The sequence below is a fragment of the Stakelama pacifica genome, assembly GCF_004361835.1.
GTDB lineage: Bacteria > Pseudomonadota > Alphaproteobacteria > Sphingomonadales > Sphingomonadaceae > Sphingomonas > Sphingomonas pacifica.
In genome coordinates this window covers 274,654-288,833 of record NZ_SNWD01000001.1, presented here as the reverse complement: position 1 = coordinate 288,833, position 14,180 = coordinate 274,654, and the positions used below count along the sequence as shown (strand labels likewise).

Below are 14,180 nucleotides of genomic sequence, written 5' to 3'. Positions count from 1 at the left end.
ATCGGGGCATATGCCCTGATCGCTGAACAGGTTTCGAAAGAGCGCTTCCCATCGGGAGGCGCTCTTTTTTTGCCTGTAGCGGAAGCGCTCGCCACCCCGCCTTGCCAGCCAAGCCGATATCCGGAAACGCTCCTGACGCGAAGGCTTATGCCATAGCCGAGGTTCGTGAGCCCCCCGGGAGCGTGGCAGTCCAGAGAGGCCGGTCGATCAGCGCATGCGTCGTCGCTTCGATCTGGGCAATGACGAGCCGATATGCGATTCACCTCCGCTGCAACGACAGTTCGACAGGTTGCGCGGGCGTAGCGTGGAAGACGACGCCATCGGGGCTGCCGAAGCGGTCCCACGATGATCCGCGCGGACCGCACCGTTGCAACACCCTGTAGTGCTCCGCGCCAGACGCAGGCGGATATTGGACGCGGGCCTGCAAACCAGTGCCTCCCCCTTCCCAACCTCGCTCATGCCCGGATACAGAAAGCCGGCCGCCCGCATGGTGCAGACGACCGGCCGGTCACAAATCATCGACTCGTAATGTGTCAGAATTTCAGTTTCACGCCGCCCTTCACCGTCGGGCCATAGGTTTCATATTGCAGCAGCCGCTTGGCACCGGCGAAATTCTGATATGCAAAATAGGGTTCGTTGTTCACGTTGATCCAGTCGGCATATAGCTGGATCGTCTTGGTGATGTCGTAGCGGGCGCTCAGATTGACCTGGAAGTGCCGCGCGACATAGCGGTCATTATCCGCCTCATCGCCCAGTTCATCGAGATATTTGCCGCGATAGGTACCCGCGACGCGGATGCTGATCGGGCCTTTTTCATATCCCAATATCGCGTTGAAGACGTTTTTCGACGAAGACGGCAGCGGGATATGGCGCGGATCATCGGCATTGCCATCGGTGAACACCGTGCCGGTCGCATCGGTATAGGTATAGTTGAACTGAACGAGCAACCCGTCAAACGGCCCCGGCAGGAAGTCGAGCACCTGACTGAAACTCGCCTCCACCCCGGTGACCTTCGCGGTTTCGCCGTTCACATGCGTTTCCAGCTCCTGATAGGCGAAATTGCGGAAGGTTCCGGGGGTGCGGATACGCTGATCGACGATGAAGTCATCGATTTTCTTATGGAAGAACGCCACCGACAGCGCGCCGCTCTGCGAGAAATAATAAGATGCCTCAGCATCGAAATTCCACGCTTTATAGGGGTTGAGGTCGGGATTGCCGATCTCGGCCTCGCCATCTTCGTTGATCAGGAAACGCGGGGCAAGATCGGACAGGTTGGGCCGCATCAGGCTGCGATATACCGCGCCACGCAACACGATCGCGGTTCCCGCAGGCGCAAAGCGAACATTTAGGCTCGGCATCCAGTCGGTATAGCTGCGCTGAAATGCCAGCGGCGTGACGCATACCGCATCGGCGCAGGGCGGCGTGGCATCGGGATTTTCTTCCTGAACCAGATTGCCCTTCAAATGACTGAAGGTCCGTTCCATACGAACGCCGCCGATCACGCGCAGCGTATCGCTGTCCCAGCGGCCGAGCAGATAGCTTGCCAGAATGTCCTCGCGCGCCTTGTAATCCGACGTCGCCGAATCGAGCATCGTGTCCGCAGCGTTCAATTCGAAATCGCCGCGATTATCATAAAAGAAATCGCGCGTTTTATACCAGTCAAATGCCGGCGCGATATTGGCCAGCCCATAGGTCGGATTGCCGACCAGATCGGCAAACGTCAGATCGCCGGTATAATCATCATAATCATCCTGCTGGAGATTATACATTTTGGTGCGCCAGCGCTGCTTCACACCGCCCTGAATGGTGAATTCGCCGCCATTCATCGCGAAGACGCGGGAGACATCGCCCTTCAGGCTATATTCTTCGTCCTGCGAATCCGAAAGCGAGGTGCGCTCCAGCTTGTCAAAGCCATAGGTCGACGGATCGAAGAACAGCGTTCCGCCGCTTTTGATCGTATAACGCGGAATGGCAGGGTTCGAATAATCGAAATCGACGCCCAGCCCCTCGCCATCGAATTTGTGTGAGAAACGCACGGGATCGAGCGAGCCTGCCTCCTTCTCGCTCGATTTGGTCCAGCCGCCCTGATACACGAGCTTCCACGGCCCGGTATCGGTGGTGCCGCCGATCGTCGCGGTACGGATACGCTGCCGCTCAAACCGGTCCTTCAGATCGCGCTCGATCTTGATCTCGCCATCGGCGTCGCTCCAGTAAGCGGACTCGGCGTCGCCGGAGCTGGGGTCTTTATCGAAGGCGAAGGTCAGGCGATTGCGGAATTCCTGATCGTCGAACTGGCTGAATACACCGCGCGCATACAGCGTCGTCGTGCTGCTCGGCTTATAGTCGAACGACAAGGTTCCGCTGAACCGTTTGCGCGTCACGTCATAATCGCGATATTCGGGCTGGTCAGTGAAGGCGGTACCGTCATCCGCTTCCTTCCAGCCTCCGGTTTCGACATTGTCGGTCGAAAATTCGCGCTTGTAATAAGACATGCCGCCCGCGACGCCGAAATTATCGGTGAAGCGTGTCGCGAAATCCATCGCCGCTTTAGGCGTGAACGATCCGCGCTTATAGTTATAGCTGCCCTCGACTTTGGTCGTGAACAGGTCTTTCTTTCGGTCAAACGCGCTGGTTGTGTTGATTTCGATCGACCCGCCGATCGTGTCTGCATCCATATCGGGAGTCAGCGTCTTCTTGACCTCGATCGATTCGACCAGATCGCTCGACACCACGTCGAGCGCGACTTCGCGCACGTCGGATTCAGGCGCCGGGACGCGCAGACCGTTTAGCGACGAGGAGTTGAGGTTCGGGTCGAGGCCGCGAACCGACACAAAACGGCCCTCGCCCTGATCGTTCAGAATATTGATACCGGGCAGACGGCGCAGCGACTCGGCGACGTTCTGATCGGGAAACTGGCCGACAGCGTCGCGGGTCAACACATCCTCGACGCCGTCGGCCGCGCGCTTGCGGCTCAGCGCGCTGAAGAGGTTCGCCTGCTGTCCGACGACCAGAATATCGCTGCTCGGCGTGCCCAGCACCAGATTTTCGGTCACGGTACCCTTTGCCGGTACCGTCACCGACATGGTAACCGGCGGAACGCCGAGATAATTCGCGCGCAGCGTATAGGTGCCGGCCGGGACCTCCGCGAAGCGATACTGGCCGTTGGTATCCGACTCCGCCGTGCGGCTCAGCTCGACCAGCGTGATCTGCGCGCCTTCCAGGTTCTGCGTCTCGGTCGCGTCCGAAACGGTGCCGGTCAGATCGCCGGCGTGGCCGATCGCCGGTGCCGATACCAGAACCGCGCCAAGCAGCAAACGCCGCCGCAGCGTCATCAGTCTTTTCATGAATGCCCCCTTTGACCTTGTTATTGTGGGGGCCGATTGCAGCTGCAAATGTAACCTTGATGTACGTTCCGTTACACTAGCGTTACCGATGCAATAGTGCAGCGTAACAATGCCGAAGTCTGTAACGCCGATGTCTTATTCACCGGCCACATGCGCGGCAATTTCCATTCTTGTCGGAGTTGGATCGACGATGCGCTTTTCCCGCTGCTTCGGTTTCGCCGCCCTCACCCTGGCCGGTGCCTGCGCGCGTGCTCAGACGGCGCAGGTGCCCGTTCGCACCACGGTTTCCGTTCCCGCAGCCGGAGAAACCGAGGCCGTCGCGACCGCCAATGCGGACGCAGCGGATGATCCGGCGATTTTTGCCAGCGCCGATAATGCACCTTTCACGGTGAACGGCATTGAAGTCACGGGCCTTATTCTCGGCACCGATAAAAAGGCAGGACTCTATGCATTCGGCCTGAATGGCAGGAAAGTGCAATTCCTGCCCGAAGGGCGGCTGAACAATGTCGATCTGCGCGCCGATGGCGACGGCTTTATCGCCGCTGCCTCGAACCGTACGCCGGGTCGCGACGGCATTTCGCTCTATCGCTATCGCGCAGGCGGAAAAATCGAGGATGCGGGGTTCATCGCCAGCGACCTTGCCGAACCCTATGGATTTTGCATGGGGCGCGAGAGCGGCCGCCTGATTGCGGTTCTGATCGGCAAAAGCGGCTCGGTTCGCGAATATGCGCTTTCCGATGCTGAAAGCGGCTTGATCACCGGCGAGCAAATCGCGAAATTCGATGTGGGATCGCAATCCGAGGGCTGTGTAGTCGATGACCGTACCGGCTATCTCTATCTCGGCGAAGAGGATGTCGGCATCTGGCGCTATCGTTTGGGCGACAGCAGCGGTACGCGGCAATCGGTCGGCGCGGTCGGCGACGGCACGCTGGTCGCCGATGTCGAGGGGATGAGCATTCTTGCCGATGGCAGCGAACGCTATCTGCTGGTGTCGAGCCAGGGCGACAGCGCCTTTGCGGTATGGCGTATCGACGGCACTCGCCCGGTCTACGCCGGTCGCTTCCGCGTTTCCGCAGCAAACGGCGTCGATGCAGTCACCGGCACCGACGGTATCGACGCGCATGCCGGACCGGTCGGCCGCTTCGGATCGGGACTGGTCGTCGTTCAGGACGATGAAAATGACGGCGCTGCACAGAATTTCAAACTGATCGACTGGCACGCGATCAGGGCGGCGCTGCGCCCTTGAATGGGCGAATGGTCGGGGAGGCAGGATACCCGACCGATGACAGGCTGCCGTAAATCATTGAAAACACGTTGTCGGAACCGGCCCGTTTCCGGACTGGTGTACAGTGGCGCGCACGATGAAGGCATAAGTCGCGTCAACTGATGCGCTGAAGTGATCGGGGCCCAGTTCCTCTTTGCGTTGCTGATGCGCTTGTTCGCAGATCCAGCGCGCCTTGATCGCGCCGGCGAGAGCCTTGATCGGAGTGTCGCCGGGCAGATTGGAGAGATAGTATTTTCGCTCGCCATTCGAACGATGCTCACCCACCAGTCAGGCTACCTCACCTGGCATGTGCCGGGCCCCGGCAGAGCCGATCCGCTGAGCCGCACCATCGGCAATGCGCACGCGCATGGCGGCAAAACGGGCATCCGCCATCATGCCTGACGATAAGTTCGGCCACGAAAGGCTATATGGGGGGCCATAGACAACGTCACGCAGCGACGCCCGTTACACGTTGCCCATGGGCTTTGTGAGCGCTCGACGGAGCGTTTTCGCCCGAAAACCCGGAGAGTTTTCAACCGCAACTGCAGATCTGCCGCGCAATGTTATCCCTCAACAGGCGCGCCCGCGGCGGCGTAGAAGTCGATCACGGCGTTGGCGAGGCTGGCTTCGCTGTCGATCAGCGACTGGCGGCTTGTAATCAGCTGACGCTGGGCGTCGAGGACGTCGAACAGCGAGCTCAGCCCCTCGCGATACAAAGCGTTGAGCTGGGTATAGGCCTCCTCGCTCTGCCGGATGGCATCTTCCAGCGCTTCGATCCGCTGGCGATAGCTCTGGATCGCGACCATCGCCGTCTCCACCTCGCTCAGCACGCCAAGAACCGATCGCCGATATTCGTCGAACCGCGCATCGGCTTCCGCCTTTGCTGCAGCGATTTCGGCACGGCGGCGCCCGCCGTCGAACAGCGGCAGATCAAGCGCAGCGCCGATCGATCCGACCACACTGTCCAACAGGCCGGTGGCGCCGCCACTGGCAATCCCGATCGTCCCGGGCAGCACGAGCCGCGGATACAGATCGGATCGCTCGATACCCACCTGCACGGCGGCTTCCGCCAGCCTTGCTTCGGCAACAAGCAGGTCCGGACGGCGGCGCAGAAGGTCTGCGGGAAGTCCGGCGGGCGGCCCGCCGCCATAGCGCGGGATCAGCGAACCGATTTCCTGCGAAGGCGTCTCCGGGATCGGCGCGGGGACATCGCCGGTCAGGATGGTGAGCGCATTCGCCGCCTGAACACGCTGCAGCCGCAGCACCCCCGCCTGTGATCGTGTCTGGGCGAGATCGGCAGCGGCACGGCGCACGTCCAGATTGGCCGATAGCCCCGCCGAAAAGCGGTCCTCCACGATGCGGAGCGTTCGCTGCTGCAACTCGGTCGATTGCTGCAGCAGCGCCAGCCGCGCCTGTGTCCGGCGAAGTTCGACATATTGGCTCGCCACCGCTGCGGCGACGATGCGGCGCTGGTCGGCGACGAGATAGCGATTGGCGCGAGCATTGGCGGCGGCGGCCTCCACTTCCAGCGACAGGCGGCCCGACAGGTCGAGGTCGAGCAGGAAATCGGCCCCGGCGCCTGCATTCACATCGGTATCGCCGCGACCGGTAGTGCTTGCCTGAACGTCCGCCGTTCCATCGGCTGACGGCGCAAGGTCGGACCGTTCGGCAGTAACCAGCGCGCGCGCGGCACGCAGGCGCGAGCGGGCAGCGGCGATCGACAGATTATTGTCGAGAGCGCGCGCGACCAGCGCATCGAGCGCAGGATCGTCGAACCCCTTCCACCAGATATCGTTTGCGCCGCTGTCGGGACGATATTCGGTGACGAAGGCTTCCGGCACCGGCACTTCGCCTGCCGGACGATATTGTTCAGCTGGCCCGGCGCAACCAGCCGCCACAACACATAGGGCCAGTGCCGGTCGGGCGACGATCCGCCTCATGCTTCCCCCTCCGCCGCGTCAAGTTCGCGATGCATTTTGGCGAGATCGACGCTGCGCGGCGTGCCGAATCTGGCGATGACGAGATACAGTACCGGGGTCAGGAACAGGGTGAACAGGCTTGCGATGCCCAGCCCGCCGAAAATCACCCAGCCGATCGACTGGCGCGCTTCGGCCCCTGCCCCGCTGGCGATGATCAGCGGGATCGCCCCGGCAACGGTCGAGATCAGCGTCATCATGATCGGGCGCAGGCGCAGCGCCGCGGCCTCTGCAATCGCCTCACGCACCGACTTGCCCTGATCGCGCAGCTGATCGGCGAATTCGACGATCAGCACGCCGTTTTTGGCCATCAGCCCGATCAGCATGACAAGGCCGATCTGCGAATAGATGTTGAGCGAAATACCGGTGAGAAACAACGAGAGGATCGCGGCGGCAAGCGCGAACGGAACGGTCAGCATGACGACAAGCCCGCTCGTCAGGCTCTCAAACTGCGCGACAAGCACCAGAAACACGATCACCAGCGCAAAACCGAACGTGAGCAGCACGGCCTGCGATGTTTCACCAAGCGTCTGCGCATCGCCCTGAAGCAGAAGATCGGCATCCGGCCCGACCGCCTCACGCGTCAGCCGACGGATTTCAGTCACCGCATCGCCCAGCGTTCCGGAGGTAATATCCGCCTGAACCTCGATCGCGCGGCGTTGCTCAACCCGATCGAGCTGCGCCGCAATTCCTTCCTCAACTGCACTTGTCACACTGGACAGCGGGGTGAGCGCCCCGGAGGTGGTACGAACGAACAGCTTGCCGAGCTGGTCGGGCGAAGTGATCGAACGGTTGGTCGAGGTCAGCAGGATCGGCAGCGCCTGATCACCGACATTCAGGTCGACAATCTCCTCCCCGCCGACCATCGCGCTCAGCGTCGCCGAAATCTCATCCAGATCGACCCCGAGCTGTGCCGCGCGCTGGCGATCGACCTGCAGCGCGACCTGCGGCTGGGTCGGCTGATACGAAATCTCGGCATTGGTAAGGCTGTCCGAAGCCGTGTCGATCGCGGTGGCGAGCTTTTGTGCACGCGCATAGATTTCATCATAATCAGTGCCGGTCAGAGCGACCTCGATCCGGTCGCTGCCGCCGCCCAGGCTGAGCGAACCGCGCCCATATACGCCCGTCCGCGAGCCGGGAATCTCCCGCATCGGCTGGCGCAGTGCGTCCACTACCTCCTGTTGCGACATGCTCCGTTCGCCCCAGTCTGCGAGGTTGGCGGTCACCTGCACACGGTTGGGATCATAGCGACCGACGATGGAGAAAGTGGATTTGATCACGCCCTTATCGATCAGCGGTTGCAGCCGTGCTTCGATCTCGTCGAGCTCATCGTCCATGAAGGATAGCCCTACTCCATCCGGCCCCTGTGCCGACACCACCACCACGCCGCGATCCTCATCGGGTACCAGTTCCTGATTGAGCGCTCCGTACAATGCGCTTGCCAGCGCAGCTGCGCCGATCGATCCGACGATGATGAATACGGGATGGCCGAGCGACCAGTCGAGCGCGCGCTTGTAGCGCTCGTTCAGCGACCGGCCAAAGGCGACCAGACGCCCCTCGCCATCGGAATCTGAGGTCAAACTGGTGCGCGCCGCGATCGCAGGTACCAGCGACAGCGCGACAAAACCCGAGATGATCACGGCCAGCGCCAGCACGAATCCGAACTCCCGGAATAGCTGCCCGGCGTCCGAGGGCAGGAAGGAGATCGGCACGAACACCGATACCAGCACCGCGGTCGTCGCGACGACCGCGAAAAACACCTGCCGCGTGCCGAGCACGGCAGCGCTGCGCCGCCCCATGCCCTCCGCCTGCAGCCGCTGGGCATTTTCAAGCACCACGATCGCATCATCGACGATCAGCCCGGTCGCCAGCACCAGCGCAAGCAAGGTCAGCAGATTGATCGAAAATCCGGCAAGCCAGATGCCGCCAATCACACCGATCAGCGCCACGGGGATCGTGGTCGACGGGATCAGCGTTGCCCGGAACGAGCGGAAGAACAGCAGGATCGTCGCCATCACCACCGCGATGGTGGCAAACAGCGTGATGATGACTTCCTTCACGGAAATCCGAATGAACTCGGCCTCATCCGAAATTACCGAGATCGAAATGTCGGGAAAGCGCTCTTTCAGTCGCTCGACCGATTGCTGAATCGAATCCGAAATCCGGATAGTGTTCGATCCTGCCTGCCGGATGACGCCCAGCCCGATGATCGGTTCGCGGTTCAGCCTGACAAAGCTGCTCGCATTGGCGGGCGCAAGATAGACATTGGCAATGTCACCGACGCGCACATCATCGCGCACCCTGACATCCTCGACCTTGTCCGGCGTTGCCGCAATCGCTTCGGCGCGCACGACCAGTTCCTGTGAATCCGAACGAAAGCTCCCCGCCGGAACGTCGAACGGCGCCTGACGCAGCGCCTGCGCCACATCGCCGACGGTCAGGCGATATCGGTTGAGGCGGATCGGATCGATCGCGACGCGCATCTGCTGTTCGCGCGCGCCGAACTGAGCGATGCTTGCCACCCCCTGCGCGGTCAGCAGTTCGGGGACGATGTCGTTATCGATGATCCGGGTAAGCTCTGCCTCGCCATAATTGCGGCTCGATATGGCGAGGCGTATGATCGGTTCGGCATCCTCATCCGCCTTGACGATGCGCACCTGTTCGACGCGTTCGGGAAGGTCGCGCGTGACGCGGCTTACCGCCTCGCGAACATCGGTTGCCGCCGTATCGAGATCGACGCCGGGGCTGAATTCGACGCGAATACGGCTGTTATTTTCCTCGCTGGAAGAGCGTATCCGGCGCACACCCGACACCCGCGCCGCTGCGTTTTCAAGAACGCTCGTCACCTCCGCATCCATGGTTTCGGGCGCAGCGCCGGGGAATTGCGCGCTTACCGACACGATCGGACGATCGACATCGGGAAGCTCGCGAACCTCCACCCCGAAAATCGCGGCGGCACCGGCGATGATGATCAGCAGGTTGCATACCGCGATCAGCCAGGGCCGTTTGACCGCCAGCATCGGCAGATCGGTGCGACGATCGCTCATTGTCCCGCCGATGCGGTGGTGTTCGATCCCGATTGTTCGACGATGGTCGGCGGAGCCGGTTTACGCCCGACAAGCTTCACCTCCTGCCCTTCACGCACCTTTTGCACGCCGCGCACGATGACTGCCGAACCCGATGAAAGCGCTCCGTCGACCAGCACGCGGCCATCGCGCCGACCGGCGATCGAGATCGAAACCCGCTTTGCCGCATGATCGCGAACGGTCCACAGATACGGACCATCGCCGCCCCAGACGACCGCAGCTTCGGGGACCGAAGGATAGGTTCGGCCCGGCGCCCTGATCTTCACGCCGAAGCTCATTCCCGGGCGAAACGCATCTTCGCCATTGTCGATAACCGTGCGCACGGTGAAGGTCCGCGCATCGTCGGCGACCGCCGTGTCGATGCCGCGAACCTCGGCAGTGACCGAAATTTCGGGGCGCGAATAAGGGTGCAATTCGACAATCGAGCGTTTGCGCAACTGTTCGAACGCAGTCTCCGGCGCGTCGAAATCGACGAACAGCCGGTCACGGCGATCCAGCCGGCCGATCAATGTTGTCGGCGTGACACGGTCGCCCTGATCGACCTGCGGCACGCCGGTATAGCCCGAAAACGGGGCGCGGACGGTGCGATCTTCAAGCGCGACCTTTGCCTGTCGCAGTTCGAGCTGCGCCGATTGAAGCGCGGTTTCGCCCTCTTCGATCTGGCTGGCGGACAGCGCGCCGGTATCCTCGATCCGGCGATAGCGGTCGAGCAGCTGTTGCGCTTCCTTGACCCGAACCTGCGCAAGCTCGACCGCGACGCGCTCACGCCGCGCATCCAGTTCGACCAGCGGCGCGCCCTTGCGGACATAATCGCCGGTCGAAAAATGCACCGATTCGACCGCCCCGGCCGCTTCGGCATAGAGCTGGGCGGACACGATCGCGCGTGCGGTCCCGATGGCTTCGACAATCTTCTGCTCGGCCAGCGCCACCGGTTTCTCGACGAGAACCGGCGTCGGCGCAGCATCGGCGGAGGCATCCTGCTCAGCGGTACAACCGATCGGCAGAAAGCTGGCGCAGGCCATCAAAACCAAAGGAAATTTTCGCATCGACCCGGAGCATAGAGTAAGAACGCCGCAGGCCAAGGTCGTTCTTCTTTTATGTGCTCATGCCGCGATCATCTTTGAAGAGAGGGGCACCCTGTAAGGCTGCGGTCGCCCCATCTTTCTGCTATTGGCCGACGAAATGTTACAAAGCCTTGCCCTGTTCGCCGCACTTTCAGCCACGCCTGCCCAGGTGCCGGCCTCACCGTCGCCCGCGCTTCGTCACAACCTGCAATGCATCGGTGCAGCCTCCGTTCTGCAACATCTGAACAAATCGCGAGGCGATGATGCGGATCGCCAGAAAACGCTGCTCGCCTTCACGCTCTATTATGTGGGCAAAGTGAAGGGCGCTCAGCCCGAGATCGACCTTGCCGAGGCGATCCGAAGCCTCGGCCCGCCCCCGGCCGATCCGCAGGAGAGAAAAGACCTCGTAACCGGCTGCATCGATGAATTTCGTCAGATCGGCGAACAATTGTCCTCTACGGGAAAAGCATTGCTCGACAAGAGCAAGCCGTAAGCGTCGGGCGAGTATATCGCGCCGCGAGGGGAACACTCTGGGGCACAGAGCCTCTCCTCAAGTGAGGACTGGACATGTTTTCAACGATTTAGCAGGTGATGGTCGGGGAGACAGGATTCGAACCTGCGACCCTCTGGTCCCAAACCAGATGCGCTACCAGGCTGCGCTACTCCCCGACACGCCAAAGCCCTTAAGTTACCTGCCGTGCGATACGCAAGCGAAGATATTGCCTGCGGTCAACGATGGGCAAGCAGCATGCGCGCCTGACCATACCGCCGATCGCGGCGCGTCTTACGCTCACCGGGGCGAAGTGCAGCGTTATCGCAACGTTAGCGATATGCGTCTATCGCTCTCCAACCCTTCAGCGCTTGGAGGGATATGCGGAGCTTACGATGCGCCTTGCCTTTACGTCCATGCTGATGTTCTTCGTCGCCGTCGCTCCCGCATATGCCCAGGATACGGCATGTTATGGCCGTCCGGGCAAGGCGACACCAAGCTGCACGATCGCTCCCGGCAAGGTCCAGCTCGAAACCGGCATTGCCGACTGGACTGCGGATCACGGTACCGGAGCGCGAGAAGATAGCGTGATGATCGGCGATACGGCGATACGTGTCGGCATCGCACGCGACACCGAAATCGCCGTGTACGTCACCCCTTAGGTCCACCAGCGGCAGCGCGAACCCGGTCGCACGATCGTCGATAGCGGCTTTGGCGACACGCAACTGATGCTGAAGCACCGCTTTATCAACGGCGGTGAGCGTGGCATCTCGGTCGCGGTGCAGCCCTTTATCACCGTGCCCACCGGCGCCCATGGGATAAGCGATGGTGTAGCGACCGGCGGGGTCGCCGTTCCGATGGACATGAACCTGCCGAACGACTGGTCGCTGGCCCTGACGCCGACGCTGCAAAGCGAAGCGGACGCCGATGGCCATGGCAGCCACGCGCTTTGGTCTGCGGTCGGCGCACTCTCGCGTCCGCTTTACTCCACGGTTACAGGCACGGCGGAATTATATGTCGAGCGCGGCTATGATCCCGCCGGGCACCAGACGCGGACCAGCGCTGACATCGTGCTGGCGTGGCAGCCGACTGCTCACTGGCAATTCGACATCGGCACCTATTTCGGCCTGAACGCCGATACGCCCGATGCCGAACTTCTGGGCGGTGTCAGCAGACGCTTTTGATCCGGCAGCGGACAAGAGCCGTGACTCCCTGCTTCGCCGCGTTATGCTGACCTTCCGACAAACATAAAAGGGAGGATGGAATGAAAGCCACGATGGTCATGATCGGGGGCGCGGTGCTGCTTGCGTCCTGTGGCGGCGGAACAGACGAGCAAAGGACGGCACAGAACGCCAGCGCGGCAACCGCGTGCGAATCCAAAGCCAATAATGCGAACTATTCCGGTTTTTCCGAATCCGATATCCAGACGTTGCTCAAACAGCGCGCCGATACGATCAAGGCGGATGCTGGGACACCCGAATGGGATGCACAGGCGGCTGAGTTCGCGAAGAGCTTTCTCGGCCGTATCGGCATGCAGCCCGATTCGCTGTGCAAGAGCGATTATAAGGATATCCAGACGCTGATGGGCGCCGAAATGGATCTGGAATCGCGCTCGCCCCAGGACAATGCCGGAACGCTGACCGGCGATGCGCTCGAATCCTATGTCCGCACTCTGTACCGGACCGCCGGGCTGACTGCGGAACGCGGCTATCGCAAGCTGGACGAGCAAGTGAATTACACGCTGAACGCGGTCAAGCGGACGCGCGATTCCTGGGGAAAATAACCCCATGCCACGGCTGGTGGGCCCGGCAGGACTTGAACCCGCAACCTAGCCGTTATGAGCGGCCAGCTCTAACCAATTGAGCTACAGGCCCCCCAGCCGTGAGCAGCCGATAGCCGAGGCGATCCCCGGCAATCAAGCGTCATTACGCCATCGCGTCCAGAACGCCGATCAGATCGTTTTCGGACGCAGCGCGCACGCCGCGCGAGTCGAGCAAATCGAACATCGCATCCCACCAGCAATAAAATTCGCGAAGATCGCTCTCGTTGCGCACATAGGGGGTGAATCCGGGCATTAGCGAAGGCGAATGAAAGCTGAGATTGAGCAGCCGCACGCCTTCGCCCAGCGCGACCCGCACAGCTTCCAGACAGTCGCCTATCGGCATGTCCTCGGGGGTCAGGGCAACCCGCGACAACAGTCCCGCCCGGGCGAACAGCCCTCTTGCGCGCGGCAGCTTTGCCAGATGGCGATATAATCGCTCGCCACCGGCACGGGTAGCGCCGGTGAAGACGGTGCTTAGCGGCAGTTCGGCAAGCCCGGCTGCCCGGTCCAGCCAGAAAGCGTCATTGCCGATCGCAAAGAAATCAGGCCCGCCCTCGCTGGTATAAGCGTAGCGACTGCGCATCGAGCTATCGATCCGATAGCCGCGCCGGGCCAGCAAATGTGCGGTGTTCGGGCCAATGCCATAGCGGCCGGCGCGATAAATTCGCGGGCAAATGCCGAATTCGCTTCGAATGGCGTCGGTGAGCGTGTCGAGCTTCGCGGCCTCCAGTTCCATAGGAAGATTGCCTGTGAAACTGTTGAACGGCGTGACCGGCTCGTCAAACGGAGGATTCACCCAGGGATGAAGCTGCGTACCGATGGCTGCTCCGGCGGCGAGCACCTCGCGCAGCGCATCACCTGCGCGCGGCGATGTCGCCACCGGATGGTCGATCAGATAGACCGGAGCAGCCCCCATCCCCGTGAGCCGCGCGTGCCCGCCGGGAAGGGCTGCCATCGCGCTGGTCGAGCGCGCCTCACGGCTCAGCTGCGCGCGCCAGTCAAATTCCTCCTCGGTATCGACGAACAGCGTGAAGCGGGTGCCGAACGATTCCGGCCAGTCGATTACCGGTCCGGGGGTCGGGGAATAGGCGAGCGCGCGCTTTCCGGCGATTGGCGTTTTCCGATCAGCCATCG

General features: G+C 61.7%; 10 protein-coding genes, 2 tRNA genes and 1 pseudogene. 4 read left to right on the top strand and 9 right to left on the bottom strand.

Translation table 11 applies throughout. The annotated features are described in order from the left end of the window. Positions 1-533 precede the first annotated feature (533 nt). Positions 534-3,344, bottom strand: coding sequence for a TonB-dependent receptor (locus tag EV664_RS01265; protein WP_133493874.1), 2,811 nt, complete (start codon positions 3,342-3,344; stop codon positions 534-536). Between the two features lie 190 nt (positions 3,345-3,534). On the opposite strand from EV664_RS01265, the gene EV664_RS01260 reads away from it, so the two are divergent. Continuing rightward, a complete protein-coding gene (locus tag EV664_RS01260) occupies positions 3,535-4,590 on the top strand; it encodes a phytase (RefSeq protein WP_133493873.1) in 1,056 nt (351 codons plus the stop codon). Positions 4,591-4,737: 147 nt separating this feature from the next. Here EV664_RS01260 and EV664_RS01255 read toward each other — a convergent pair. From EV664_RS01255 to EV664_RS01230, 6 genes and pseudogenes are all read right to left on the bottom strand, one after another. Continuing rightward, a pseudogene (locus EV664_RS01255) lies at positions 4,738-5,034 on the bottom strand (IS701 family transposase); the annotation flags it as partial. 137 nt (positions 5,035-5,171) lie between these two features. Continuing rightward, positions 5,172-6,548 (bottom strand): efflux transporter outer membrane subunit, encoded by a 1,377-nt coding sequence (locus EV664_RS01250; RefSeq protein ID WP_133493872.1) that lies wholly within the window; start codon positions 6,546-6,548, stop codon positions 5,172-5,174. After that, a complete protein-coding gene (locus EV664_RS01245; protein WP_162848748.1) occupies positions 6,545-9,631 on the bottom strand; it encodes an efflux RND transporter permease subunit in 3,087 nt (1,028 codons plus the stop codon). Before EV664_RS01245 ends, EV664_RS01250 begins: the two co-directional genes overlap by 4 nt. Then, the gene (locus tag EV664_RS01240) at positions 9,628-10,692 is read right to left on the bottom strand and encodes an efflux RND transporter periplasmic adaptor subunit (protein WP_133494202.1); all 1,065 of its coding nucleotides are present in this window, start codon (positions 10,690-10,692) and stop codon (positions 9,628-9,630) included. The genes EV664_RS01245 and EV664_RS01240 overlap by 4 nt, the downstream gene beginning before the upstream one ends. 220 nt (positions 10,693-10,912) lie before the next feature. Then, positions 10,913-11,182, bottom strand: coding sequence for a hypothetical protein (locus EV664_RS01235; protein WP_133493871.1), 270 nt, complete (start codon positions 11,180-11,182; stop codon positions 10,913-10,915). Between the two features lie 144 nt (positions 11,183-11,326). Beyond that, positions 11,327-11,403 (bottom strand) — tRNA-Pro (locus EV664_RS01230). Between the two features lie 216 nt (positions 11,404-11,619). Between EV664_RS01230 and EV664_RS01225 the strand changes: the two genes are divergently transcribed. The 3 genes from EV664_RS01225 to EV664_RS01215 all read left to right on the top strand — a co-directional run bounded on the left by EV664_RS01225 (position 11,620) and on the right by EV664_RS01215 (position 13,007). Next, positions 11,620-11,886 carry a hypothetical protein gene (locus EV664_RS01225; RefSeq protein ID WP_133493870.1) on the top strand — a complete coding sequence of 89 codons (267 nt, stop codon included), beginning with the start codon at positions 11,620-11,622 and terminating at the stop codon, positions 11,884-11,886. A 33-nt stretch (positions 11,887-11,919) separates the two neighbouring features. Then, positions 11,920-12,408 carry a transporter gene (locus EV664_RS01220; RefSeq protein WP_268237614.1) on the top strand — a complete coding sequence of 163 codons (489 nt, stop codon included), beginning with the start codon at positions 11,920-11,922 and terminating at the stop codon, positions 12,406-12,408. An 80-nt stretch (positions 12,409-12,488) separates the two neighbouring features. After that, positions 12,489-13,007 (top strand): hypothetical protein, encoded by a 519-nt coding sequence (locus EV664_RS01215; RefSeq protein ID WP_133493868.1) that lies wholly within the window; start codon positions 12,489-12,491, stop codon positions 13,005-13,007. 14 nt (positions 13,008-13,021) lie between these two features. On the opposite strand, the gene EV664_RS01210 is transcribed toward EV664_RS01215, so the two are convergent. Beyond that, positions 13,022-13,098, bottom strand: a tRNA-Ile gene (locus EV664_RS01210). Between the two features lie 51 nt (positions 13,099-13,149). Beyond that, positions 13,150-14,178, bottom strand: a complete 1,029-nt coding sequence (locus EV664_RS01205; protein ID WP_229668023.1) for a polysaccharide deacetylase family protein — start codon at positions 14,176-14,178, stop codon at positions 13,150-13,152. Positions 14,179-14,180: the final 2 nt, after the last annotated feature.